Source organism: Amycolatopsis sp. A1MSW2902 (assembly GCF_017312175.1).
GTDB classification, from domain to species: Bacteria; Actinomycetota; Actinomycetes; order Mycobacteriales; family Pseudonocardiaceae; genus Amycolatopsis; species Amycolatopsis nivea.
Genome location: NZ_QJPO01000001.1, coordinates 8,708,957 through 8,733,344 on the forward strand (window position 1 = coordinate 8,708,957; position 24,388 = coordinate 8,733,344).

Here is a 24,388-nt window from a genome sequence, read left to right on the forward strand (position 1 = left end):
TAGGATCGGCCTATGCCCGTGCTCTTCACCCCGTCCTTGCCGGATCGCGCGGACGGAGGCCGTCTTGGTGGTGCGCCGCCCGTTGCGATCGAGGCGCATCCGCTCCTCGCGACCCACCGCTATTTGCTGACCGTCCCCGCAGCTCCCTGGGCGCAGGGCTACGAGGTTTCCGTGGTGCTGCGCAACGGATTCGACATCGGCGACAGCGACGTCCAGTACCCGGACATGGCGATGCGTGCGCTGGTGCACCCGCCCTCGCCGCGCGGGGAACGGGCCGATCTGGGGTGGCCTGGGCTTCGCTCGGCGGCGCTCTCCGAGATGCCTGACGAGGAAGACTCGATCGCGCTCGTCCAGTTCGGGGACGAGCCGGTGCTGATTCAAGACGAGCCGAGCTACGCCGACGCCGTACGTGCCGACGGGCATCAGTTTCTCTTTCAGGTCAACGAAGAGGGCTGGCCGACCGAGGGCGAGCTCGAGGATGTGATCGAGGAGTACCTCTGGGGCTACGGGTCGGTCTACTTCTACGGCACTCCGGGATCCGACGGAGTGGTGCGGGAGGTGGTCGCGGGGTTCATCGACTTCTGACGGTCCGGTCTCGGCAGGAGAAGACCCGCCGAGACCGAGGCCGAGGTTCAGTTCAGTTCGGCAACACTCGGCACGACAACGCCGTAAAGATCCCCGATGGTCGCCAAAGCGCTGTTGTGCAGCTGATCCGCGCTGACTTCCCCAGCAGGAGTCGGCAACGGACGAGTCGCGCAGGCGTCGGCGACGACGGTCGGGTGGTTGCCGCGCAGGAACGCGCCTTCGGTGGTGAACGTGACGCACATGTTGGTCATGAACCCGGCGATCACCACGTTCTTGTGCCCGGCTTCGTCAACCAGTGGACCCAGGTCGGTGTTCACGAAGGAGTTCGGCGCGCCCTTGACGACGACCGGTTCGCCTTCGACCGGGGCGAGGTCCGGGTGGATGCTGCCGATCTCGGCTCGGACGTCGTACGCCGTGCCCTCGCCGCTGTCGTGGACGACGTGGATCACCTTCGCGCCGGCGGCGCGGGCCTTGGCGAGCAACTGCCGAGCCGCGGTCAGCGCCGGACGCCAGCCTTCCAGCTCCATCACGCCGCGGGTGTAGGTGTTCTGGTAGTCGACCAGGATCAGTGTCGCGTCGGCCAGCGTTGCCGGGGTCTGGTCGAGACCGTTCAGCTCCCGCAGCGTTTTCCTTGCCATGGTGGGGTTTCCTCTCGTTTCCGTTCCGCACGACCGACGCTAGACTCGGCTCCGGATGTCGGCAATGACATGCAAAGCGCAGAAACCGACATGGGGGCGCGAATGAAGAGACTGGTGGTCGTGGTCTTGTTCGACCGGATCGACCTGCTCGACGTGACCGGTCCCGCTGAGGTGTTTTCGTTGCTGCAGCGGGAAATGGACCGTCCGACGGGCTACGAGGTGGTGCTCGCCGCCGAGACGCTGGACCCGGTGACCACCTCGGCGGGAGTGCGCGTCTTGCCCGACGTGACGTTCGCTGAGCTGGGGAAAAAGGCGATCGACACGTTGATCGTGCCCGGCGCCGTGACGACGGGCGGCAAAAGCGAGGTCGTCGCTCAATGCGACCCGGCCGTGGTCGAGCAGGTGCGCAGGCTGGCTGGGCGGACGCGCCGGGTGGCGTCCGTCTGCGTCGGCGCGCACATCCTGGCGGCGGCGGGGCTGCTCGACGGCAAACGCGCCACTACGCACTGGTCGACGGCCCGGCAGCTGGCCGCGGAGCATCCCGAGGTGACGGTCGACGCGGACCCGATCTTCATCCGCGACGGGTCCGTGTGGACGGGCGCCGGGCTGAGCGCCTGCCTCGATCTCGCGCTGGCACTGGTAGCCGACGATTTCGGGCCGGAATCAGCCTCGCGGGTGGCTCGTCAGCTGGTGATGTTCCTGCGCCGGCCAGGCGGGCAGAGCCAGTTCAGCGTGTCGCTGGAGCCCGCGTCCGCGACCCGGCGGGTCGACGAGTTGCGGCAGTACATCGCGGCCCACCTCGCGGATCCGCTGACCGTGTCCGACCTCGCCGTGCACGCGCATGTGACGGACCGCCAGATCACGCGCGTGTTCAAGGCGGAGCTGGGGATGACCCCTGCCGCCTACGTCGAGCACGCCAGGGTCGAGGCCGCGCGGCATCGCCTGGAGACGACCGACGAGACATTGTCGCGGATCGCCGGGACGTGCGGGTTCGGCACGGTGTCGACCTTGAACCGGTCTTTCCGGCGGACGCTGAACACGACGCCCAGCGAGTACCGGGAGCGGTTCCGGATCGTCTCGACCGCCTGACCCGCGCCGGGCAATTTCGGCGAACGTCCTACTCGCCCCGATCACCCGGCAAAGATGCCCCGGTGCGGATCGTTCTCTACGCCGTCTGGGGCGCTTCGGTGGCGCTCGGGCTCATCGGAATCGCCAGGTTCTGGTTCATCCGGATGTTCCCGCTGCCGTGAACCGGCCGGGGCTCAGCCGAGCAGGCCGAGCACCACCATCGACAGGAGGACGACAGCGGTCGAGAACACCGCGACCCACGTGCGCTGTGCGGCGGTGAGCTGGGCGGATGTGCTGTTCATGGCGAGTCCTAGCGGGGCGAGTGCCGATGATTCCGCTGGGATAGCGCCTTGATCTAGCTCACTGTTACCGCTTGTGATCAAGGTCACGTCGGTTGCGCGCGGTGTGCCACAGCACGCCTCCCGCGGCGGCCACCATCAGGCCGAACGAACCCATTCCCACTACGAGTGCCTGGACCATGAGGCCTCCTTCCGTCGCGTCTGTCTGGAAGACGCGCGAAGGGGCCGTTCATGTTGCCAGGGTTGCCGACATCACACCTGGTCAGCGGGCCGCCAGTACCTCGTCGATCTGGCGGGCCAGCGCGAAATCGCGTTCGGTCAGGCCGCCGAGGTAGTGGGTGCTGAGGCGGAAGGTCAGGGTGCGCCAGCGGATGTCGATGTCCGGATGGTGGTCGGCTTCCTCGGCGAGTTCGGCCACCCGGTCCACCACCTCGATCGCCGCCGGGAAGGACGGGAGTTCGACCGTCCGCACGATGACGGCGTCCTCGCGTTGCCACTCCGGGACGGTGCCGAGGGCCTGCTCCACCGCTGAGTCGTTCAATAGCTGCGTCATCACTCCATGGTGTCGGCTACGCTGCGGCATTGCCACGGGAGTCCGGTACGCCGGACTGAGAGGCGGGCCGTCAACCCGCGACCGTTCGCACCTGGATCCGGATCATGCCGGCGTAGGGAGGCCGTATCGCTCTCCCTCATCCGGCGCAGTGCAGGAGGGGAAGAATGATGTCGCGGACCGTCCGCACGGTGGCAGGCCTCGCCGGGGTCTCGATGCTCGCCAGCGCCTGCTCGCTGTCCAGCGGCGACTCGGGCGGGTCGTCCGCGAGCCAGGACCAGCAGACGCCGACCGTCACGCTGGTCACGCACGATTCGTTCGCCGCCCCGCAGGACGTGCTCGACGCCTTCCAGCGCCAGTCCGGGATCAAGCTCAAGATCCTCAAGTCCGGCGACGCCGGCGCGCTCACCAACAAGCTCGTGCTCACGAAGGGCAACCCCATCGGCGACGTCGCGTACGGCGTCGACAACACCTTCGCGTCCCGCGCGCTCAGCGAGGGCGTCTTCCAGCCCTACACCAGCCCGGAGGCCGACCGCGGCCCGCAGCGCTACTCCGTCGACCCGCAGCACCGGCTGGCGGCGGTCGACCTCGGCGACGTCTGCGTGAACATCGACCCGGCGTACTTCGCGAGCAAGGGCCTCCCGGAGCCGAAGAGCTACGACGACCTCGCCGACCCCAAGTACAAGGACCTGACCGTCGCGGAGAGCCCGGCCACCGCGTCGCCGGGGCTGGCCTTCCTGCTCGGCACGGTCGCGAAGTACGGCGAGAACGGCTGGCAGGGCTACTGGCAGAAGCTGAAGGACAACGGCCTCAAGACCGTCAGCGGCTGGGAGGAGGCCTACACCAAGGACTTCTCCGGCTCGTCGGGCAAGGGCCCGCGGCCGATCGTCGTGTCCTACGCCTCGTCACCCGCCGCTGAACTCGGCGAGGACGGCAAACCGCGCACCAAGGCGCTGCTCGACACGTGCTTCCGCCAGGTCGAGTACGCGGGCGTGCTCACCAACGGCAAGCAGATCCCGCAGGCGCAGAAGGTCGTCGACTTCCTCTTGTCGCAGCAGTTCCAGACGACGGTCGCGGCGAACATGTACGTCTACCCGGCGCGCCAGGGCGTCGAACTGCCAGCGGGCTGGGCCACCGCGGCTCCGCTGCCGCAGGCGCCGGCCACGATGCCCGCGGACAAGGTGCAGGCTGGCCGGGAGAAGTGGATCGGGGAATGGCGCTCGCTCATGGGCGCGTGATCCCCGCGCGCACTGTCGGGCTCACGCTGCTCGGTCTGCTGCCGGTCGCGTTCCTGGTGGTGTTCTTCGCCTGGCCGGTCGTGGCGATCGTCGGCCGGGGGTTCTCCGCGGGCGGCGTCGACACCGTGCTCGGCGACCCGCAGACGTGGGGGCTCGCCGGGTTCACGCTGGCCAGCGCGGCGGCGTCGACCGTGGTCGCGGTGCTCGCCGGGCTGCCGGTGGCGTACCTCCTGGCGCGGGTGCGGCTGCCCGGGGTCGGGCTCGCGCGCACGATCGTGCTGGTCCCGTTCGTGCTGCCGACGGTCGTCGTCGGCCTGGCTTTCCGGGCGATCTGGCCGGACGGCGGCGTGCTGCCGCTCATTCTGGCCAACGCCTTCTTCAACGTCGCAGTCGTCGCGCGCACGGTCGCCGGGCTGTGGGCGCACCTCGATCCGCGAGCGACCGAGGCCGCGCGAGCGCTCGGAGCCTCGCCGTGGCGAGCGTTCCGGTCGGTGACGCTGCCCGCGCTCGGCCCGGCCGTCGCGTCCGCTGCTGCGGTGGTTTTTCTGTTCTGCGCCACCAGTTTCGGCGTGGTGCTGATCCTTGGCGGCGGGAGCTACCGGACGCTGGAGACCGAGATCTACCTCCGGACGGTCGACCTGCTCGATCTCTCCGGCGCGGCCGCGTTGTCGCTGATCCAGTTCGCCGCCGTGGTTGCCGCGCTGGTGCTCGGGGCGATGGCGCGCCGCAAGCGGGAGAACGCGGTGAAGCTGCGGTCCGCGCAGGTCACCGCACGTCGGCCGCGCGGCGGGGAGTGGTGGACGGTCGGTGCCGCTGTGGTGGTGCTCGGCCTGCTGCTGACGCCGATCGTCTCGCTGCTCGTCGAGTCGGTGTCCGGCTCAGACGGATGGAGCCTCGCCGGATACCGGGCGCTGAACACCGTCGGGCAGAACGACGCCTTGCAGGTCTCCGGCTGGATCGCGGCGCAGAATTCGCTCGCCGCGGCCACCGACGCGACGCTGTTGGCGATGGCCGTCGGGCTGGTCGCCAGCGTCGTGCTGGTGGCGCTTCGGCGTTCGCCCGGCGGGCTCGCGCGCGGGATGGGCGAGACCATGGACGTCGCGTTGATGCTCCCGTTGGGCGTGTCCGCGGTGACCGTCGGCTTCGGCTACCTCGTGACGCTCGACGCGCTGCCCGGCGACCTCCGCACGTCGCCGCTGCTCGTGCCGTTCGCGCAAGCGCTGGTGATCATGCCGCTCGTGGTGCGAATGATCCTGCCGGTGCTGCGCGCGGTCGACGTCCGGTTGCGCCAGGCCGCCGCGACGCTCGGTGCGAGTCCGGCGCGGGTGTGGCGGGAGATCGACTTTCCGCTGGTCGCGCGGTCGGTGGTGGCCGCGGCGGGCTTCGGGTACGTCGTCGCGCTCGGCGAGTTCGGCGCGACCAGCTTCCTCGCCCGGCCGGACGCGCCGACGCTGCCGGTGGCCGTTGCGACGCTGATCAGCAGGCCGGGGGAGCTGAACAACCAGATGGCGTACGCCTCGTGCGCCCTGCTCATGGTGGTGACTGTGGTGGCGGTGGCGCTGATCGACCGGTTCGGCTCGGTCCGCGGCCGCAGCACAGTCGGGGAGTTCTGATGGCGTTAACGGTACGGGACCTGACTGTCCACTATGGATCGTTCGCCGCGGTCCGCGACGCGAAGCTGGACATCGCCGACGGCGAGGTGCTCGCGTTGCTCGGACCGTCCGGTTCGGGCAAGTCGACGCTGCTGCGCGCGATCACCGGGTTGGAGCCGGTGTCGTCCGGTTCGGTTTCGTGGGACGGCACTGATCTCGCCGCGGTGCCGGTGCACAAGCGCGAATTCGGTCTGGTGTTCCAGGACGGACAGCTGTTTCCGCACCGCGACGTCGCCGCGAACATCGCGTTCGGCCTGCGGATGCACGGCGTGCCCCGTGAACGGCACGCGGCACGTGTCGAGGAACTGCTCAAGCTTGTCGGCCTGGAAGGTTACGAACGGCGACGGGTGACCGAGTTGTCCGGCGGGCAGGCGCAGCGGGTCGCGTTGGCTCGTGCGCTGGCGCCGGAACCGCGCCTGCTGCTGCTGGACGAGCCGCTGTCCGGATTGGACGCTGGCCTCCGCGAGCAACTGGCGATCGACCTGGCGGATCTGTTGCGGCGCAGCAAGATCACCGCGCTGCTGGTGACGCACGATCAGGAGGAAGCGTTCACGCTCGCCGATCGTGTGGCGGTGCTCGATGCCGGGGAAATCCGGCAGGAGGGCGCGGTCCGGTCGGTGTGGAACAAGCCGGTGGACGACGACGTGGCGCGCTTCCTCGGCGTCACGACGTTCCTGGACGGCGAAGCGGCCGACGGCGTGGTGCGGACCGAACTGGGCTCCGTCGAACTCTCCGGAGTGGACGACGGTCCGGTGAGGCTCGGACTGCGCCCGCACGGCTTGAAAGTGTCCGCCGAAGGGGTGCCCGGCGAAGTGACCGCGGCGGTGCACCGACGCGAGCATCTGCGGCTGGTCGTCCGGTGCGGAGAGTCCACTGTGGACGCTATCGCGCCGGCCGGGGCGGATTTCCGGGCGGGCGATCCCGTCCGGCTCGAACCGGATCCGGACGGGATCGCCGTGGTGGGCTGAACCCCCAGGTCAGCCGTCTCGGGTGACGAGGCGTCCGTAGGCCAGCGACAGGCCGACCACGATGTAGCAGGCCGCGCGGACCGCGCCCTCGCCGAACGTCGTCAGCATCATCGGATCCTGGAGCACCGCCGCCGGGGCGATCGTCCAGTCCTTGGTGAGCAGGAACGGGTGCAGCCACTTCAGCGAGCTGAGGAAACCGAGGATGGTGAAGACGATGTTCATGGCCAGCACCGAGGCGACCACGAGCATCGGGTGCTCGGTCCAGCTCGACACCGCCAGCGCGACCGCGCCGACCGCCCACAGCTGCAGCACGATCCAGCCGCCGACGAGCAGGATCCGCAGCAGCGCCTCGCCGAGCGACAGCGTGGTGCCCGACAGCGTGAACAGCGAATCCGTGCCGTTGATGATCAACCCGGTGACCACGCCGGTCACGCACATCGAGAGCACCGCGACCACGGACACCGTCGCCACGCCGAACGCCTTGACCGCCAGCAGCCGTCCCCGGCTCACCGGCGCGATGAGCCAGCCGCGCAGCGTGCCGTGCGCGGCCTCGCCCGCGATCGCGTCCGCACCGGCCATCGCGGAGGCGAGCGGCAGCAGCAGCGTGAGCGTCAGGACCATCGCGGCGATCGGCAGCACGAACGCGTTGTTCACCGCGGACGCCAGCAGCGCGCCGCCGCTGTCGTCCGGCGCGTCGCTCCCGGAGCTCTCGCCGACCAGCGTGAGGCCGATCCCGACCACGATCGGCACCAGCGCCAGCAGCCCCAGCACGGCGAGCGTGCGCGGCCTGCGGAAGATCCAGCGCAGTTCCGCGGCGAACAGCCGGAACAACGGCACCGTGTCGTGCCCGGTCCGGCTCACCGGAACGGCGACCGCAGCGGTAGTCATGCGTCCCCCTCGGATTCGTCGCCAGCCGCCGATTCCCCTTCGGTCAGCCGCGCGAACAGGTCTTCCAGCCCGGTCCGCGCCCGGGTCGCCTCGTGCACCTCGACCCCCGCTTGCACGAGCACCTGCAGCACTCGCGGCGCGGCCGTCGCGGTGAGGTCGACGCGGACGCCGTCCGGGGTCAGCCGGGCCCCGATCCGGTTCTCCCGCAACGTTTCCACCGCGTGCTCGGCGTCCGGGGTGCGCACCAGCAGCGCGGCGTTCCCGGACTCCAGCAGATCGGCCAGTTCGCCCTGGGCGACCACCGTGCCGGACTGCAGCACCGCCACGTGCGTACAGGTCGCTTCCACTTCGGCCAGCAGGTGCGAGGACACCACCACGGTCACGCCGTCGGCGTGCAGATCGGCGATGATACGGCGGATCTCCCTGGTACCCGCCGGATCCAGCCCGTTGGTGGGTTCGTCGAGCACGACCATCCGGCGCGGCACCAGCAGTGCGCTGGCCAACCCGAGCCGCTGTTTCATGCCGAGCGAATAGCCCTTGTACCGGCGGCGCGCGGCGGCGGAGAGCCCGACCCGGTCCAGCGCGGCGTCGACCGCGCCGGGGATCGCGGACGACGCCAGCCGCGGTTCGGCCGCGGCGAACCGCAGCAGGTTGTCGCGTCCGGACAGGAACGGGTGGAAGCCCGGCCCCTCGACCAGCGCGCCGACGTCCGGCAGAGCGTGCGCGGATTCCTCCGGCATCTTCCGGCCGAGCAGTTCGACCTCGCCGGCGGTCGGGCGGACGAGCCCGAGCAGCATCCGGATCGTGGTCGTCTTGCCCGAACCGTTGGGTCCGAGCATGCCGAGCACGGCGCCCTCGGGAACGTCCAGGTCCACGTGGTCCACCGCGACTGTGCCGCGGTAGACCTTGCGCACCCCTCGGGTGCGCGCGGCCAGCGGGACCGCCGGGGCGGGCGCCTCCTCGGAGACGCCCGCCCCGGTTTCGACCGCGGTGCTGGTCACTTGGCGCCCAGCGCTTCGTAGAGGACCTGCTCCGGGACCGCGCCGGCGGCGAACCGGCCGTCGTCGGTCAGGACCGCGCCGCCCACCTTCGTGGTGAAGAGGTAGCCGCTGCCCCACGGGCCGTTGACCCGCTTGGCGAACCGGCTCAGCATCTTCTGCACGTCAGGACCCTTTTCCTGGCCCTGCGCCTGCTGCTTCGCCTGCATCAGGTCCGCGGGCACCTTGCCGGTGACGACGGTGTCCCAGCCGTCGCCGACGAGCTTGGTGTCCTGCTTGGCCTCGTTCGCCAGCGCCTTGTCGCGCTCGTCGATCTTGGCCTGCTTCTCGGTCACCTTCGCGCCCTTGGGCGGGGTGAAGGCGAACAGGTCGGCCGACTGTCCGGCGAACTCGATCTTGCTGAACGCCAGCTCCAGCGCCGGGGCGGTGGTTCCGTTGCTCAGCACCGAAAGCCGCAGCGGCATCCGGGTCTGCGAGTCGACCGCGACGCGGATCTCGCGCAGCAGCGTGCGTTCGGTCGGCTTCGGCGTGAGGACCAGCTCGTACGCCGGCCGGTCGGCGACCGTGGCCGTGCCGTCGACCGCGACGTTGCTGCTCTCGCGCACCTTGGCCAGCAGCTGCTTGGCCGCGGTAGCCGGGTCGGGGGACTGGCCCTCGACCGGCTGGTGCTTGGTCGCGACGTCCGCCGGGATGGTGGTCTTGGTCGCGCTGTTGGTCTTGGAGTCGTAGTCCCACACGGTGTTGCCGTTGTGGACGATCGTCTCCTGCGTCTGCCCCTTGGTCAGCGACACCTTCGTCTTGCCCGCGCCGTCGCTGAACACCTGCGCCGAGTCGATGCCGAGCGCGCTCGCCCCCGGGACCGCGCCGGTCGCCATTTTCGGCAGGCCGAGGTCGTTGCTCACCGTCACCGTGCCGTCGAACGGCGCGGGCTTCGCGGCGACCACCGACTGGACCAGTTCCTCCGCGCTGACCTGAGGCAGCTTCGGCGCGTCCCCCGCCGAGGCAGGCATCGCCACCACGACCAGTCCGCCCACGCCGAGCGCGGTGCCGACGACGGCCGCGGTGATGGCCTTCTTCTTCGGATCCATCTCGTCTCTCCCTGTGTTCCCGGGCTTTGGCGGGCCCGGCTCCCGGTGCAGACGTTCCACTGCCGAGGCTGAGATACCCCTGAATGTTCGGCCCGTTCAGCTGAGATGGCACTGAGAGTACGCGCGTCAACTGCACAAACCGGCCATGATGAGGATCGTGAAACCTCGGGTGCTGGTGGTCGACGACGAACCTGGTGTGCGCAAGGCGCTGCAGCGCGGCCTGCGCGCGGAGGACATGGACGTGGTCACCGCCGCGGACGGGCCGACCGGGCTGCAGCTCGCGCGCACCGGTTCGTTCGACGTCGTGCTGCTGGACATCATGCTGCCCGGCTTGTCCGGCTACCGCGTGCTGGAACGGCTGCGCGCGGAGAACGTGACCACGCCGGTGCTGCTCGTGTCCGCGAAAGACGGCGAGATCGACCAGGCCGACGGCCTCGACCTCGGCGCGGACGGCTACCTCGTGAAGCCGTTTTCGTTCGTCGTGCTGGTCGCGCAGGTGCGGGCGGTGCTGCGTCGTGCCGGGCCGGACGCGTCGCGCGGCGCGCTGAAACTCGGCGCGCTGGAGGTCGACCGGGCGCTGCGGCAGGTGCATTGGAACGGTCAGGATGTGCCGTTGAGCCCGCGCGAATTCGGCTTGCTGGAGGTGCTCGTCGGGCGCGCGGGGACGGTCGTGACGAAGGACGAGCTGCTGCGCGCGGTGTGGGGCGAGGAGCAGGCCGTCACGCGGAATCTCGTTGAGGTGTATGTGGGTTACGTGCGGCGCAAGCTCGACGCGGTCGGCGCGGGTTCGATCCTGCGGACGGTGCGCGGGCACGGCTATCTCGCCTCCGACGACCAGCTTGACGAGGTCAGGTGACCGGCTCGCCGTCGTCGTGGTGGGGCCGCCGGTCGCTGCAGGTCCGGATCACCGTGCTGGCCGCGGCGATCACCCTCGGCTGCCTGCTGGGCCTCGCCGCGCTGGCGGCGAACAAGCTCGACCCGCTGCTCACGGATTCGGTCGACGAGGAGCTGTCGGCCGCGCTCGTCCCGGCGACCGGCGCGGTTTCCGCCGGGATGCCGCTCGCCGCGGCGGACCCGGTGACGGTGCGGGTGCTGGACATCGCCGGGAATCCAGTGGACGGCCAGGCGCGGCCGAAGCTGACCGGCGAGGAGGTCTCGCAGCTCAAGGCGGGGTTGCCGGTGCAGTCGGACGGATCGCGCTGGCGCGGTCAGGTGGTCAGCGCGCCGAACGGCAGCCAGCGGCTGGTCGTCGCCGGGGCCGGGCTGGTCGGGTTCGCCGCCGCGGTGCATTACGGCGGGTTGTGGCTGGTCGTGGTCGCGCTGGTCGGTGCGCTGGTGGCAGCACTGGCGACCTGGCTGGTCGTCCGGCTCGCGCTGCGGCCGGTGGCGCGGATGCGCGGGCTGGTGCGCACGCTGCCGCCGGGTTCGCGGCTGCCGCTGCCGACGTCACACGACGAAATGCGCGCGCTGGCCGAGGAATTCAACGCGCTGCTCGAACGCCAGGAGGAGGTCAGCCAGCGGCTGCGCCGGTTCACCGGCGACGCGGCGCACGAGCTGCGGTCACCGGTCGCGTCGATCCGGGTGCAGGCCGAGGTGGCGGTGACGAATCCTGATCCGGAACTGTCGCAGGAGACGCTCTCGGACATCCTCGAGGAGTCGGAACGGCTGTCCGGCCTGCTCGACGGCCTGCTCGCACTGGCTCGTTCCGACGCTGGCGAGGTGCCGCCCGCGGAACCGGTCGAGGTGGTGTCCGAGGTCCGCGCGGCGGTGCGGAGGTTGCCGTCTGGGGCGCCGGACACGCGGGTGAGCAGCGCGGTGGCGCAGGCCTGGGCGTCGGCGGCGCACCAGGAGGTCGAGCTGGTGCTGGACAATCTGCTGCGCAACGCCTGCCGGTACGCGTCCGGGCAGATCGTGGTGTCCGTGCTGGCCTCGCGCTCGAAGGTGCGGGTCGTGGTGGACGACGACGGTCCCGGCATCGCGCCCGAGCACCGGAGCAAGGTGTTCGACCGGTTCTACCGGGTGTCCGACGACCGGGCGCGCTCGTCCGGCGGAACCGGCTTGGGCCTGGCGATGGTCGCCGAAACCGTGCGCCGTCGCGGCGGCAACGTACGGGTCGGCGAATCGCCGGACGGCGGCGCGCGGTTCGAGGTCACCTGGCGGGCGGGCGCGGACCGGTGAATCCGGTGGGGGAGACTGAGCGCATGGACGCGGTCATCGTCGGGGCGGCACTGGTGCGCGACGGCAAGCTTCTTGCCCAGCAACGGGCTTGGCCGCCGCATCACGCAGGCCAGTGGGAACTGCCGGGCGGACGCGTCGAGGAGGGCGAGACCGAGGCCTTCGCGCTGGCCAGGGAATGCCACGAGGAATTGGACGTGGTGGTCACCGTCGGCGACCGGGTCGGCCCGGAAATCCCGCTGCCAGGCGGAAAAGTGCTGCGCGTGTACTCCGCCGCGCTGCTGTCCCCTGGCGACGAGCCGCGCGCGGTCGAACACACCGCACTGCGCTGGGTCGGACACGACGAACTGAACGAACTGGACTGGCTCCCCGCGGACCGGGACCTGCTGCCCGCGCTGAGCGCTCTCGTGAGTGCTGGCTCTCAGTAGAACCAGCACTCACGAGGCCCTTCAAGCAGCCCCGACCATCCGCAGCGCCGCCGACACCCGGTGCGAACTGCGATCGATCGCCCGCTCCGCCCCCGCCTTGCGAACCCGCTCCAGCTCGGCGACGTCGTCCAGCAACGCGCGCGTGCCCTCCCGCACCGGACGCAACTCCTCGATCACCGCGTCCGCGACAGCGTCCTTGAGCACGCCGTACGACGGATACTTCTCGGCCAGTTCGGCCGGATCACCGCCCCCGCACGCAGCCAGGATCTCGAGCAGGTTCGAGATCCCCGGCCGATTCTCCGGGTCGTAAACCGGCACCGAATCACCGTCCGTGCGCGCTTTGCGAATCTTGCGCCGAACCTGATCCGGCTCGTCCAGCACGAACACGACCCCGGCGGAATCCTGCGCGGACTTGGACATCTTCCGCGTCGGCTCAGCGAGGTCCTTCACCCGAGCCCCGGCAGGCGGCAACGTCGCCTCCGGAATGACGAACACCTCGCCGTAGGTGGAGTTGAACCGCCGGGCAAGCGTGCGAGCCAACTCGACATGCTGCCGCTGATCCTCGCCGACCGGCACTTCATCCGCCCCCTGCAACAGGATGTCGGCCGCCATCAGCACCGGATAAGTCAGCAAACTGAGCCGCACCCCGGCCTGGCCCTTGGATTTCTCCTTGAACTGGATCATCCGCGCCGCCTCGCCGTACGAGCAGGTGCACTCCAGCACCCAGGTCAGCGCCCCGAGCTCGCGGGCAAGATCGGACTGCACGAACACCCGCTCCGGCGCGATTCCCGCAGCCACCAGCACGGCAAGCTGCTCCGTCGCCAACGACCGCAACTTCGCCGGATTGTGCGCGGTAGTCATCGCATGCAGGTCAGACACGAAATACAGATCGTCCGGCCCGCCTTCCGCAGCCCACCGCCGCAACGCGCCGAGGTGGTTGCCGAGCTGAACGTGACCGGACGGAGTGATGCCGGACAGCTGGACCATTGGATTCTCCCTCTCCCGTGGATGTTCGCCCCCCGGGAGCAGGCACAAAAAAAGCCGCCCACCGGGGCGGCCTTCGCTGGTTTTTCAGCGCAGAGCTTCAGGGCCGCCAACGGGCGGCCACCACTGAGTGCTCTGGAAACGCATGCGACGAGCCTAGCACCGGACTACGGTTCGAACCATGTTCGTCGTCGTGCTCACGTACATCGTTCCGCTAGAGGAAATCGACCGCGCCCTGCCAGCGCACAACGAGTGGCTCACGAAGCAGTACGAAGACGGCCACTTCCTGGCCTCCGGAGGCCAACGCCCCCGCACCGGCGGCGTGCTGATCACCCGCCCCATGGAACGCGCACAGCTGGACGCGATCCTCGCCACCGACCCCTTCGCGATCGGCCAGCTGGCCACCTACGAAATCATCCACTTCCAGCCCACCAGGACGGCTCCCGAGTTGAACCTGGTGAACGAACTCTTGGACAAGAACTAGCGAATTCCGTGGGGGCCACCCTCACAGCCGCTAATTCCCGTCGCGCCCCGCGGCTGGTCCGTGAGGGGCTCCTTGAGGGACTTAGATTCCCTGAAGGAGCCCTTCACGGCTTTTTGGCGTACGTGAGGGTCGCCCTGAGGGAATCTGATTCCGTGAGGGTTCCCCTCACGACCCGCTCGCCGACCCCGCGCCCGTCCGCTGCCTGCTCGGGATGCGCCCAATGCGGCATTGGGTGCGTCGCATGCACCGAACGCCACATTGGGTGCATCCGACGCACCCAATGCCACATTGGGGGTTTTTCATCCTGTTGGTGCTGGTTAGGTGGGGTTGACGGTGGCGGGAGTGGTTGTGCGGCAACGGGCCTGCCGGTTGCCTGCCCGTGGCCGGAACGTGGCGGAGCCCCCGGATGTTGATCAAGTCGTGACTCGAGAAAAAACGTCCGGGGGCTCCGCTCTCACTGTCTCACAGCAGGTTCTGGCCTCGTATCGCAGCGTGCTGCCGGTGTCGCCGCCCACGATCGCGATGCTGGCCGGGTTGATCGGCCGCCGCCGCCGGGCGATCGGGTCGCGGTGGCGCAAGGCGTCCCCGGCCGAGCAGGCGGTGCTGGTGCTGGCGATGCTGCGCCACGACCAGCGGCTGCTGGACCTGTCCCGCGCCAACGCGGTGTCGGCCGCCACGCTGCGCCGCTGGCTGCTGGAGGCCATCGACCTGCTCGCGGCCCGGGCGCCGCGGCTGGGGCGGGTGCTGCGGCGGCTGGCCGCCCGCGGCGCGGCGGTGGTGCTGGCCGACGGGACCCTGATCCGCACCCGCCGCCGCACCGGCACAGACAATCGCCGCAACTACAGCGGCAAGCACAAACACCACGGCCTCAACGTCCAAGGCCTCACCGACGAACACGGACGGCTGCTGTGGGTCTCGGCCGTGCTGCCGGGCAGGACCGCCGACATCACCGCCGCCCGCCGCCACCGGCTGCGCGACCGCCTCCACGCCCACGGCCTGACCCCCGCCGCGGACAAGGGCTACCAGGGCTGGCGCAAAGACGTCCGCGACACCCGCCACTGCCCGGACTGCGGCGGCCCCTGCGCGCAGATCGTGCTCACCCCGTTCAAAGCCGAAACCAACCGGCCGCTCACCGAGCCGCAGAAACAGGCCAACAGCGTGTTCAACGCGATGCGCTGCGCGGTCGAGGGCGGCTTCGCCGCCCTCAAAACCTGGCGCGTCCTCGACAAACTCCGCATCGCACCACGCCACGCCACCACCCTCGTCCGCGCCCTGCTCGTCCTCACCCAGCACGAACAAGCCGTCCGCGACACCGCCCAGCCCACCCCGGCCTGACAACTACCACACCCCGCCAACCCACCATGACCAGCACAAACCAGGATGAAAAATCCCCATTGGGGCGCAAGCCCCACGCCGCGAGAAACCGCCGCCGATGCACCCAACGATCGGTGCACCCAGCCCACCCCCGCACCCCGATACGAAGCTCTCCTGCGGTCTGGGGTGGCTTGTCAAGGCATCTTTCCCGCCTTGACAAGCCACCCCAGACCGTCAGCACAATCAAGCTTCGGGGTGCCCCACCGCACTCCCCAAAAGCAATGTCGCCGCCAGGCGACGAGCCGAAGACGAACGGGGATCAAGCAGCCTTAGCCACCTGCTTCTTAGCCTTCTTCAACGCCAAAACCGGACACTTCTTACACCGATCCTTAGACCGGCAGCACTTCTTCTTGACCTTCCCGGCCTTCATCAACTTCCGCACCACAGCCCGAGGATCGTCCGCGCCCTTTTTCCCCACCGCGCACTCCTCAAACCGGCCGTCAAGAACACCCATCAGGTTAGGTGAGCCTAACCGATCATAGGGCGTGGCGCTCCTCACACCAACCCAACAGGTATCCTGGTTGAAGTCCGCGTGTGGCCAAAGCCGGTCAGCGAGAGCCGGTCGCTGTGTCCGGTGCCCGTCATCCCGTCGCCGCGCGGTGCCACCCGCCTTTATTCTTCGAAGTTCAGGAGTCTTCGCGTGCCCGCAGCCAGCGCCACCGCGGTCGAAACCGGCCGCGCGTCCGGCAAGACCCGGCCCGACCTGCGCAACGTCGCGATCGTCGCCCACGTCGACCACGGCAAGACGACCCTGGTCGACGCCATGCTCCGCCAGTCCGGCGCCTTCGCCGAACGCGCCGAGCTGGTCGACCGCGTGATGGACTCCGGTGAGCTCGAGCGGGAAAAGGGCATCACCATTCTCGCGAAGAACACCTCGATCCACCGCCAGACCCCCGAGGGCACGGTCACCATCAACGTGATCGACACCCCGGGCCACGCCGACTTCGGCGGCGAGGTCGAGCGCGGCCTCTCCATGGTCGACGGCGTCGTGCTGCTGGTCGACGCGAGCGAGGGCCCGCTGCCGCAGACCCGCTTCGTGCTGCGCAAGACGCTCGAGGCGAAGCTGCCGGTGATCCTGCTGGTCAACAAGGTCGACCGGCCGGACGCGCGGATCTCCGAGGTCGTCGAGGAGACCCACGACCTGCTGCTCGACCTGGCCGGCGACATCGAGGACGCCGACCTCGACGCGATCCTCGACCTCCCGGTCGTCTACGCCTCCGCGCGCGCCGGCAAGGCGTCGCTCGAGCAGCCCGAGGACGGCGGCCTCCCCGACAGCGAGAACCTCGACCCGCTGTTCGAGACCCTGCTCCAGCACGTCCCGGCCCCGGCCGCGGACCTGGACGCCCCGCTGCAGGCGCTGGTCACCAACCTCGACGCGTCGAACTTCCTCGGCCGCATCGCGCTGATCCGCATCCACGCCGGCAAGCTCCGCAAGGGCCAGACCGTCGCCTGGATGCGCGAGGACGGCACCGTGCAGAACGTCCGGATCTCCGAGCTGCTCGTCACCGAGGCGCTCACCCGCGTCCCGGCGTCCGAGGCCAGCGCGGGCGAACTGGTCGCGATCGCGGGCATCCCGGACATCACCATCGGCGACACCCTCGCCGACGCGGAGAACCCGGTCGCGCTGCCCCGGATCACCGTCGACGAGCCCGCCATCTCGATGACCATCGGCGTCAACACCTCGCCGCTGGCCGGGCGCAACGGCGGCGACAAGGTCACCGCGCGGCTGGTCAAGGCCCGCCTCGACCAGGAACTGATCGGCAACGTCTCGATCCGCGTCCTGCCCACCGAGCGCCCGGACACCTGGGAGGTGCAGGGCCGCGGCGAGCTGGCGCTGGCCATCCTGGTCGAGCAGATGCGCCGCGAGGGCTTCGAGCTCACCGTCGGCAAGCCGCAGGTGGTGCTGCGCACGATCGACGGCAAGCTGCACGAGCCGTTCGAGCGCCTGTACATCGACTCGCCCGAGGAGCACCTCGGCGCGATCACGCAGCTGCTCGCGTCCCGCAAGGGCCGCATGGAGGACATGAGCGGCAACGGCACCGGCCGGATCAAGCTGGTCTACGTGCTCCCGTCGCGCGGCCTCATCGGCTTCCGCACCGACTTCCTCACCGAAACCCGCGGCACCGGCATCGCGAACCACGTGTTCGAGGGCTACTTCCCGTGGGCGGGCGAGATCCGCACCCGGCACAGCGGCTCCTTGGTCGCCGACCGGTCCGGCCCGATCACCGCGTACGCGATGATCCAGCTCGCCGACCGCGGCACGTTCTTCGTCGAGCCCGGCGCGGAGGTGTACGAGGGCATGGTCGTGGGCGAGAACCCGCGCTTCGAGGACCTCGACATCAACATCACCAAGGAAAAGAAGCTCACCAACATGCGGCAGTCCTCGGCCGACGTGATGGAGACGCTGGCCCGCCCGCGCAAGCTCAGCCTCGAAGAGGCGCTGGAGTTCTGCGCGAGCGACGAATGCGTCGAGGTCGCGCCGGAGGTCGTGCGGGTCCGCAAGGTCACGCTCGACATCAACACCCGCGCCAAGGAGCGCTCGCGGGCCAAGAGCCGCGACAACAACAGCTGAACCTCTCGCAGGTGAAAAAGGGCGCCTCCCGTTCCCGGGAGGCGCCCTTTCGCGTGAACCCCGGCAGCGGTTCGTGCGTCCACTCTTATGGCGGTATCCACTCCGGTGTCACGGAGAGGCGGCCGATGTGGGAATCTCGATGCCGGCCCCCGCCCTGGCGTGGCAGCATGTCCGCTCGGACCACGGAGCGCGGCGGGAACTTTCAGGAGGACGAGCGTGCGATTCGGACGCCGGCTTGCGCCGGTCCTGGCGCTGGCGGGAGTACTGCTCGCCGCGTGTTCGAACACCCCGCCGCCCCCGGTGGTCACGTCGGCCCCGCCGTCGAGCACGACCAGCGCGGCGTCGTTGTCGCAGATCGTGGTCGGCGTGGACGACGTGGTCGGCGGCTACAACCCGCACAGCATCGCGGACTCGTCGACGATCACCACGGCGCTGTCGCAGCTGCTGCTGCCCTCGGTGTTCCGCCAGTCCGACGACGGCACGCGCACGCTCGACAAGACGCTGATGGTCTCCGCCGAGGTCGTCTCGCAGGTGCCGTTCACGGTCAAGTACGTGATCCGCCCGGACGCCTCGTGGTCCGACGGCGCCCCGATCGCCACCGAGGATTTCATCTATCTCGCCAACGCGATGAAGACGAACCCCGGCGTGATCGACCCGGCCGGGTACCGGCTGATCTCGGACATCGAATCCCGCGACGGCGGCAAGGGCGTCGAGGTCACCTTCAGCAAGCCGTATCCGGCCTGGCAGACGCTGTTCGACAACCTGCTGCCGCAGCACCTGCTCAAGGACTCGCCCGGCGGCTGGACGAACGCCCTCGCGACGAGCTTCCCCGCGGTAGCCGGACCGTTCGCGATCAAAACGATCGACACCGCCCGCGGCGAAGCGACCCTCCAGCGCAACGACCGGTACTGGGAAAAGCCGGCCGCGGTCGACACGCTGATCCTGCGCCGCTCCGACGCGTCCGGCATCGCGACCGCACTGCGCAGTGGCAACGACCAGTTCTCCTTGACTCGCACCGATTCCACCGGCCTGCAGCTGCTGAACGACCTGGGCTCCGCGGTCAAACTGCACACGGTGCCGCGTCCGCTGACCGCGTCGGTGCTGCTGCGCCCGGTGAGCGCGACGCTTTCCGACCCCCAAGTCCGCGCGGGCATCGCCGCGTTGCTGGATCGCGGAAAGCTGATCACGACCGGCGCGAAGGGCGGCCCGTCCGCGACGCTCAAAGCGGACGCCCAGGTCCTCCCGCCTTCAGCGAAGGGATACGCCCCCACCATTCCGGCCGGCCCGCCCGCCGCGCCGGACGCGACCAAGGCCGAGCAGTACTTCACCGCCGCCGGGTACAAAAAGGAAGCCGGCGTGTGGCGCAAGGGAAACAAGACGCTGTCGATCGTCCTCGCGTCGCCCGGCGAACAGGAACCGTACGCGTCGATCGCGAAGGAACTGGCGTCGGAGCTGGTCGCGGGCGGCATCGAGGTCAACCAGATCAAACCGCAGCCGCGTGACCTGTACTCGTCGCTGCTGGCAATGCCGGTGGTGAACGGGAAACAGCAGGCGAGCCCGGACTCGAACAGCACCGTCGGCGTCGACATCGCCGTCGTGGGCCAACCCGTCGGCGGCGACCCGGCGACGGTGCTGGCCTCCAGCTACGGCTGCGCCCCGGAACCCGCGCCGGTGGACAAGACGAAGCCCGTGATCCCGGCGAATCCCGCGGGAATGTGCGACCAGAGCTTGCAGGCGACGATCGACTCCGCCCTCACCGGTTCGGCGACGATCGCCGACTCGCTCAAGACGCTGGAACCGCAGCTGTGGTCCCAAAACGTCGTGATCCCGCTGTTCCAGGAAGCCGAGACTTTGGCGGTGGGCAAGGGAATCTCCGGCCTGACGCCCGGTCCGCCGATGCAGGGGCCCTTCGGCTCGGCGGTGAACTGGACCCGCGGCGCGACCTGATCCGGTACGCGCTGCTTCTCCGCTCCTGCTGACGTCCGTGAAGGGCTCCTTGGGGGAATCTGATTCCCCCAAGGAGCCCTTCACGGACCTCGCCATCGCACGCCAGCCCGCAGCGGACAGCGGGAGCGGGGGGAGCCATACCGTGCGGCCGACGCTGCGCATCGCTGTAACGAGGTCGCGCGCCACACCCCGCTCGGCCGGTCATGAAAAAGGGGCCTCGCACCGTTAAGCGCGAGGCCCCTTTCCACACCCTGCGTCAGATCAACTGCAGACTCTCCGCGAAGTGGCAAGCCACCGGGTGCGCGTGCCCCCGGTCCACCAAAGCGGGCTCTTCCGTCTTGCACTTCTCGCGTCCGGCGTCGTCCAGTTGGTTCGCGAACTTCGGGCACCGGGTGCGGAACCGGCAGCCCGACGGCGGGTTGGCCGGGCTGGGCACGTCGCCGGTGATCACGATCCGCTGCCGGGTCCGCTCCTTGCGCGGGTCCGGCACCGGGATCGCCGAGATCAGCGCCTGCGTGTACGGGTGCGCCGGGGTCTGGAACAGCTCCTCCGACGGCGCGGTCTCGACGATCTTGCCGAGGTACATCACCGCGATCCGGTCGGCCACGTGCCGCACCACCGAGAGGTCGTGGGACACGAACAGGTACGACAGGCCGAGTTCCGCCTGCAGGTCCTTCAGCAGGTTCAGCACGCCGGCCTGGATCGAGACGTCCAGTGCGGACACCGGCTCGTCCAGCACCAGCACCTTCGGCTTCAACGCGAGCGCGCGGGCGATGCCGATGCGCTGGCGCTGGCCGCCGGAGAACTCGTGCGGGAACCGGTTGCCGTGCTCCGGGCGCAGGCCGACGGTCTTCATCAGGTCGCGGACCTGCTGCTTGCCGCCCTTTTCGTACAGCCCGTGGATGCGCAGCGGTTCGGCGATGATCTCGTTCACCGGCAGCCGCGGGTCGACCGAGGCGTACGGGTCCTGGAACACGATCTGCATGCTGCGCCGCAGCCGCTGCAGTTCGCGCTTGCCCATCGTCGCGAGGTCTTTGCCCTCGTAGGTCACCTTGCCGCTGGTGAGCGGCTGCAGTGCCAGCGCCACCCGGGCGGTGGTCGACTTGCCGCAGCCGGATTCGCCGACCAGCGCGAGCGTCTCGTGCGGGTAGATGTCGAACGACACGTCCGACACCGCCTGCACGGCCCCCGAGACGCGGCGGATCAGGCCGCCGCCGCGGATGGGGAAGTGCTTGACCAGGTTCTGCGCGGAGAGGACGGGCGCCTGCCCCGTCGTGGCCTCGCTCATCGGTTCGTCTCCGTGTCGGTCGCGGCGGCCTCCACGGCGACCGGGACGGCTGCCGCGTCGGCCGAGGTGGCGCTGAACAGCTCGGCCGGGTCCTTCCCGACGACCTGCTCGGTGAAGTGGCAGGCCGCGTGCTGGCCGTTGGGTCCCGCCACGAGCGCGGGCTCCTCCTCGTCGCAAATCGGCTGCGACAGCGGGCAGCGCGGGCTGAACGGGCAGCCCGGCGGCATGTTCTGCGTGGCGGGCGGCGAACCGGTGATCGGCGTGAGCCGGTCGGTCTTCACGTCCAGCCGCGGCAGGCTGCCGAGCAGGCCCAGCGTGTACGGCATCCGCGGGTTGTAGAAAATGTCGTCGACCGTGCCGGACTCGACGACCTTGCCCGCGTACATCACGTGCACCCGGTCCGCCTGCCCCGCGATCACGCCGAGGTCGTGCGTGATCAGCACCATCGCCGCGCCGGTTTCCTTCTGCGCGGCCTGCAGTGCCTCGAGGATCTGCGCCTGCACCGTCACGTCGAGCGCGGTGGTCGGCTCGTCCGCGATGATCACGTCCGGGTTGTTGGCCATCGCGATCGCGATCACCACGCGCTGGCGCATGCCGCCGGACAGCTGGTGCGGGTACTCGTCCGCGCGCTGCGCCGGGTTCGGGATGCGGACCAGGTCGAGCAGTTCGATCGCCTGCTTCTTCGCGACGTCCTTGCGCACGTCGTGGTGCGCGGTGATCGCCTCGGCGATCTGGTCGCCCACCGTGTACACCGGGTTCAGCGAGGTCATCGGGTCCTGGAAGACCATCGCGATGCCCTTGCCGCGGACCCGGTTCAGTTCCTTCTCGTTCGACTTCAGCAGGTCCTGCCCGCCGAACCGGATCGAGCCGGACACCTTCGCGGTCTTCGGCAGCAAGCCCATCACCGCGAGCGAGGTCACCGACTTGCCGGAACCCGATTCGCCGACGATGCCGAGCACTTCGCCGCGGCGAAGCTGGTAGTTCACGCCGCGCACGGCGCTGACCACGCCCTCGCTGGTCGGGAACTGCACGGTCAGGTCCTCAACGACGAGGACGGGATCGCCGCCGCGTCCTTGCGAGCCGTTCTCGGTCATGCGCGCACCTTCGTCTGCTGGGGGTCGAACGCGTCCCGCAGGCCGTCCCCGATGAAGTTGATCGTCAGCGCGATCAGGATGATGAAAATGCCCGGGAAGTAGAACAGCCACGGCCGCGTGTCGATCGCGGTCTGCGCGCTGCTCACGAGGAGCCCGAGCGAGGTGTCCGGCGGCTGCACGCCGAAGCCGAGGAACGACAGCGCCGTCTCGAGCAGGATGGCGATCGACACGAGGATCGTCAGGTTGACGATGATCGCGCCGAGCGCGTTGGGCACCAGGTGCCGGAAGATGATCCGGCTGTCGCTCGCGCCGAGCGCCTTCGACGCCTCGACGAACTCCTTCTCGCGCAAGGAAAGCACGACACCGCGCGCCACCCGGGACACGTAAGCCCAGTAGAGCCCGCCGATGACGACCGCGATCAGCCACCACGTGCCGCCGGACTGGTGGCCGAGCACCGCGGCCACCGCGAGCAGCGGCAGCGTGAGCACGAGGTCGGCGATGCGCATCAGGACCGTGTCGAGCCAGCCGCGGTAATAACCGGCGACCGCGCCCCACACGGTGCCCACGACGGTCGCGAAGATCGCGACGAGGATCGAGATCTGCAGCGAGATCTGCGTCCCGCGCATGACCTGCGCGAGGGTGTCGTGGCCGACCGCGTCGGTGCCGAACGGGTGGTCGCCCGAGGGCGGCGCCGAGTTCTGGTCGGTGATGTCGGCCGCGTTGTACTTCCAGATCGCGGCTCCGACATAGGCGAACAGGATGATCAGCACGAACACGACGAGGCTGATCATCGCGAGCCGGTGCTGCAGGAACCGCCGGAAAACCAGCTGAGCCTGGCTGCGCTCCTTGACCGTGAACTCGCGTTCCGGCGCGCCCTGCGGGGTCTGCGGGTCGTCCGGAGCGAACCGAGCGCCGCCCAGGGTGGTGGGCGGGGTGTCGAATACGTCGTTAGGCATAGCGGATCCTCGGGTCGAGCAGGCCGTAGAGCAGATCGGCGACCAAGTTGAGCAGGATGATGAACGTGGCCGCGATGAGAAGCCACGCTTCCACCGCGTACACGTCGCTTCGCTTGATCGCGTCCAGCAGGAAAGCGCCCGCGCCTTGCCATTGGAACACGGTCTCGGTCACCACGGCACCGCCGAGGATCGAGCCGATGTCGAGAGCGGTCACCGTCGTCAGCGGGATCAGCGCGTTGCGCAGCGCGTGCTTGCGCGTCACCGTCCAGCGCGGCAGGCCCTTGGCCCGGGCGAGACGGACGTAATCGCTGTTGAGCACCTCGAGCATGGACGCGCGCTGGTAGCGGCTCCAGGCCGCGTAACTGGTCAGCGCGAGCGAGATCGTCGGCAGGATCAGGTGGCCGAGCACGTCGCCGAACTGGGACCAGAACCCGCCCGCGGCGACCACCGACGAGGAACCGATGGTGTAGAAGACCTGGTCGCCGACCGTCGTGTTGATCGAGATGCCGATCTGCTTCAGCACGAGGGCGAACCAGAACGACGGCATCGACAGGAAGAGGAAGCCGAAGAAGGTCGCGGTGTAGTCGAACTTGGAGTACTGCCGCGACGCGCTGATCACGCCGATCAGCACGGCGAGGATCAGCGCCACCACCATGGCGAGCACGATCAGCCGCAGCGTCACGCCGAACCGGCCGAACACCTCGCTGCCGATGTTCATGGTGGACTGGACCGAGGGCCCGAAATCACCGTGCAGCACGCCGGTGATCCAGTGCCAGTATCGCTCGAGAATCGGCTGGTCGAGATGCAGCCGGATGCGTTCGAGCTCGATGGTGCGAGGGGGCGGCGGCGGGTTTCTCGCGATCAGCGGGGTCAACGGGTTGGCCGAAAGCGACACCATCACGAAGACGACGAACGTCGACACGATGAGGATCGGCACCGAGACGAAAAGCCGGCGCAGTGCGAAGGCAAGCATGGAGGTCTTCCTGCTCTGGACGGTGTTCTGCCGGCGCCCGCCGCTCGTGGTGGCAGGGCCTTGGCGACGTAACGGGGCAATCGTGGTGTTCGGGAACTAAAAGGGCAATTGTTCGCGGATACGGTGAAGGGCCGGCTTTGC

General features: G+C 69.3%; 23 protein-coding genes and 1 riboswitch. Of the genes, 12 read left to right on the plus strand and 11 right to left on the minus strand.

Features of this window, described 5'->3' with window-relative positions; genetic code table 11:
• Nucleotides 1-12 precede the first annotated feature (12 nt).
• Nucleotides 13-585: a hypothetical protein gene (locus DMP23_RS40815; RefSeq protein ID WP_238604317.1), complete on the plus strand. Its 573-nt coding sequence runs from the start codon at nucleotides 13-15 to the stop codon at nucleotides 583-585.
• A 47-nt stretch (nucleotides 586-632) separates the two neighbouring features.
• Here the strand turns inward: DMP23_RS40815 and DMP23_RS40820 are convergent, their stop codons facing one another.
• Nucleotides 633-1,223: a cysteine hydrolase family protein gene (locus DMP23_RS40820; RefSeq protein WP_337824165.1), complete on the minus strand. Its 591-nt coding sequence runs from the start codon at nucleotides 1,221-1,223 to the stop codon at nucleotides 633-635.
• 102 nt (nucleotides 1,224-1,325) lie between these two features.
• Here DMP23_RS40820 and DMP23_RS40825 point away from each other — a divergent pair, with 102 nt between their 5' ends.
• Nucleotides 1,326-2,312 carry a GlxA family transcriptional regulator gene (locus tag DMP23_RS40825; protein WP_337824166.1) on the plus strand — a complete coding sequence of 329 codons (987 nt, stop codon included), beginning with the start codon at nucleotides 1,326-1,328 and terminating at the stop codon, nucleotides 2,310-2,312.
• 540 nt (nucleotides 2,313-2,852) lie between these two features.
• Here the strand turns inward: DMP23_RS40825 and DMP23_RS40830 are convergent.
• Nucleotides 2,853-3,143: a 4a-hydroxytetrahydrobiopterin dehydratase gene (locus DMP23_RS40830; RefSeq protein WP_337824167.1), complete on the minus strand. Its 291-nt coding sequence runs from the start codon at nucleotides 3,141-3,143 to the stop codon at nucleotides 2,853-2,855.
• A gap of 24 nt (nucleotides 3,144-3,167) precedes the next feature.
• A riboswitch (TPP riboswitch) is annotated at nucleotides 3,168-3,279 on the plus strand.
• 31 nt (nucleotides 3,280-3,310) lie between these two features.
• On the opposite strand from DMP23_RS40830, the gene DMP23_RS40835 reads away from it, so the two are divergent.
• From DMP23_RS40835 to DMP23_RS40845, 3 genes are read left to right on the plus strand one after another with little or no spacing between them, the layout of a single operon-like run.
• Nucleotides 3,311-4,378, plus strand: coding sequence for a thiamine ABC transporter substrate-binding protein (locus tag DMP23_RS40835; protein ID WP_078870612.1), 1,068 nt, complete (start codon nucleotides 3,311-3,313; stop codon nucleotides 4,376-4,378).
• Entirely contained in the window at nucleotides 4,354-5,991 is a 1,638-nt protein-coding gene (locus DMP23_RS40840) for an ABC transporter permease (protein WP_337824168.1), read from the plus strand. The genes DMP23_RS40835 and DMP23_RS40840 overlap by 25 nt, the downstream gene beginning before the upstream one ends.
• Nucleotides 5,991-6,998, plus strand: a complete 1,008-nt coding sequence (locus DMP23_RS40845) for an ABC transporter ATP-binding protein (protein ID WP_037816650.1) — start codon at nucleotides 5,991-5,993, stop codon at nucleotides 6,996-6,998. The genes DMP23_RS40840 and DMP23_RS40845 overlap by 1 nt, the downstream gene beginning before the upstream one ends.
• A 9-nt stretch (nucleotides 6,999-7,007) precedes the next feature.
• Here DMP23_RS40845 and DMP23_RS40850 read toward each other — a convergent pair whose 3' ends face one another.
• Genes DMP23_RS40850 through DMP23_RS40860 form a run of 3 tightly spaced genes read right to left on the minus strand, consistent with a single transcriptional unit; the run spans nucleotide 7,008 to nucleotide 9,972 of the window.
• Complete coding sequence (locus DMP23_RS40850) at nucleotides 7,008-7,886, minus strand: ABC transporter permease (RefSeq protein WP_037816649.1); 879 nt, start codon at nucleotides 7,884-7,886, stop codon at nucleotides 7,008-7,010.
• Nucleotides 7,883-8,887 (minus strand): ABC transporter ATP-binding protein, encoded by a 1,005-nt coding sequence (locus DMP23_RS40855; protein WP_134733450.1) that lies wholly within the window; start codon nucleotides 8,885-8,887, stop codon nucleotides 7,883-7,885. Before DMP23_RS40855 ends, DMP23_RS40850 begins: the two co-directional genes overlap by 4 nt.
• Nucleotides 8,884-9,972, minus strand: coding sequence for a LolA family protein (locus DMP23_RS40860; RefSeq protein WP_238604321.1), 1,089 nt, complete (start codon nucleotides 9,970-9,972; stop codon nucleotides 8,884-8,886). Before DMP23_RS40860 ends, DMP23_RS40855 begins: the two co-directional genes overlap by 4 nt.
• 145 nt (nucleotides 9,973-10,117) lie before the next feature.
• Between DMP23_RS40860 and DMP23_RS40865 the strand changes: the two genes are divergently transcribed.
• Genes DMP23_RS40865 through DMP23_RS40875 form a run of 3 tightly spaced genes read left to right on the plus strand, consistent with a single transcriptional unit; the run spans nucleotide 10,118 to nucleotide 12,575 of the window.
• The gene (locus tag DMP23_RS40865) at nucleotides 10,118-10,828 is read left to right on the plus strand and encodes a response regulator transcription factor (RefSeq protein ID WP_037816645.1); all 711 of its coding nucleotides are present in this window, start codon (nucleotides 10,118-10,120) and stop codon (nucleotides 10,826-10,828) included.
• The gene (locus DMP23_RS40870) at nucleotides 10,825-12,150 is read left to right on the plus strand and encodes a sensor histidine kinase (RefSeq protein WP_337824169.1); all 1,326 of its coding nucleotides are present in this window, start codon (nucleotides 10,825-10,827) and stop codon (nucleotides 12,148-12,150) included. Before DMP23_RS40865 ends, DMP23_RS40870 begins: the two co-directional genes overlap by 4 nt.
• Before the next feature lie 23 nt (nucleotides 12,151-12,173).
• Nucleotides 12,174-12,575, plus strand: coding sequence for a (deoxy)nucleoside triphosphate pyrophosphohydrolase (locus DMP23_RS40875; RefSeq protein ID WP_037816638.1), 402 nt, complete (start codon nucleotides 12,174-12,176; stop codon nucleotides 12,573-12,575).
• 21 nt (nucleotides 12,576-12,596) lie between these two features.
• Here the strand turns inward: DMP23_RS40875 and trpS are convergent, their stop codons facing one another.
• Nucleotides 12,597-13,562 carry a tryptophan--tRNA ligase gene (gene trpS / locus DMP23_RS40880; protein WP_037816636.1) on the minus strand — a complete coding sequence of 322 codons (966 nt, stop codon included), beginning with the start codon at nucleotides 13,560-13,562 and terminating at the stop codon, nucleotides 12,597-12,599.
• 178 nt (nucleotides 13,563-13,740) lie between these two features.
• On the opposite strand from trpS, the gene DMP23_RS40885 reads away from it, so the two are divergent.
• Both DMP23_RS40885 and DMP23_RS40890 read left to right on the plus strand, forming a co-directional pair.
• Entirely contained in the window at nucleotides 13,741-14,043 is a 303-nt protein-coding gene (locus tag DMP23_RS40885; protein WP_043828161.1) for a YciI family protein, read from the plus strand.
• Nucleotides 14,044-14,544: 501 nt separating this feature from the next.
• Nucleotides 14,545-15,378 (plus strand): transposase family protein, encoded by an 834-nt coding sequence (locus tag DMP23_RS40890; RefSeq protein WP_337824170.1) that lies wholly within the window; start codon nucleotides 14,545-14,547, stop codon nucleotides 15,376-15,378.
• A gap of 298 nt (nucleotides 15,379-15,676) precedes the next feature.
• Here DMP23_RS40890 and DMP23_RS40895 read toward each other — a convergent pair whose 3' ends face one another.
• Nucleotides 15,677-15,871 carry a hypothetical protein gene (locus tag DMP23_RS40895; protein ID WP_134667001.1) on the minus strand — a complete coding sequence of 65 codons (195 nt, stop codon included), beginning with the start codon at nucleotides 15,869-15,871 and terminating at the stop codon, nucleotides 15,677-15,679.
• Nucleotides 15,872-16,057: 186 nt separating this feature from the next.
• Between DMP23_RS40895 and typA the strand changes: the two genes are divergently transcribed.
• Nucleotides 16,058-17,989, plus strand: coding sequence for a translational GTPase TypA (gene typA / locus DMP23_RS40900; RefSeq protein WP_037816632.1), 1,932 nt, complete (start codon nucleotides 16,058-16,060; stop codon nucleotides 17,987-17,989).
• Nucleotides 17,990-18,205: 216 nt separating this feature from the next.
• Entirely contained in the window at nucleotides 18,206-19,936 is a 1,731-nt protein-coding gene (locus tag DMP23_RS40905; protein ID WP_275292812.1) for an ABC transporter family substrate-binding protein, read from the plus strand.
• A 256-nt stretch (nucleotides 19,937-20,192) separates the two neighbouring features.
• Here DMP23_RS40905 and DMP23_RS40910 read toward each other — a convergent pair whose 3' ends face one another.
• Genes DMP23_RS40910 through DMP23_RS40925 form a run of 4 tightly spaced genes read right to left on the minus strand, consistent with a single transcriptional unit; the run spans nucleotide 20,193 to nucleotide 24,247 of the window.
• Nucleotides 20,193-21,224 carry an ABC transporter ATP-binding protein gene (locus DMP23_RS40910; RefSeq protein ID WP_037816630.1) on the minus strand — a complete coding sequence of 344 codons (1,032 nt, stop codon included), beginning with the start codon at nucleotides 21,222-21,224 and terminating at the stop codon, nucleotides 20,193-20,195.
• Entirely contained in the window at nucleotides 21,221-22,318 is a 1,098-nt protein-coding gene (locus DMP23_RS40915; protein WP_037816629.1) for an ABC transporter ATP-binding protein, read from the minus strand. Before DMP23_RS40915 ends, DMP23_RS40910 begins: the two co-directional genes overlap by 4 nt.
• Entirely contained in the window at nucleotides 22,315-23,274 is a 960-nt protein-coding gene (locus tag DMP23_RS40920) for an ABC transporter permease (protein WP_037816628.1), read from the minus strand. Before DMP23_RS40920 ends, DMP23_RS40915 begins: the two co-directional genes overlap by 4 nt.
• Nucleotides 23,267-24,247, minus strand: coding sequence for an ABC transporter permease (locus tag DMP23_RS40925; RefSeq protein WP_037816627.1), 981 nt, complete (start codon nucleotides 24,245-24,247; stop codon nucleotides 23,267-23,269). Before DMP23_RS40925 ends, DMP23_RS40920 begins: the two co-directional genes overlap by 8 nt.
• Nucleotides 24,248-24,388 lie beyond the last annotated feature (141 nt).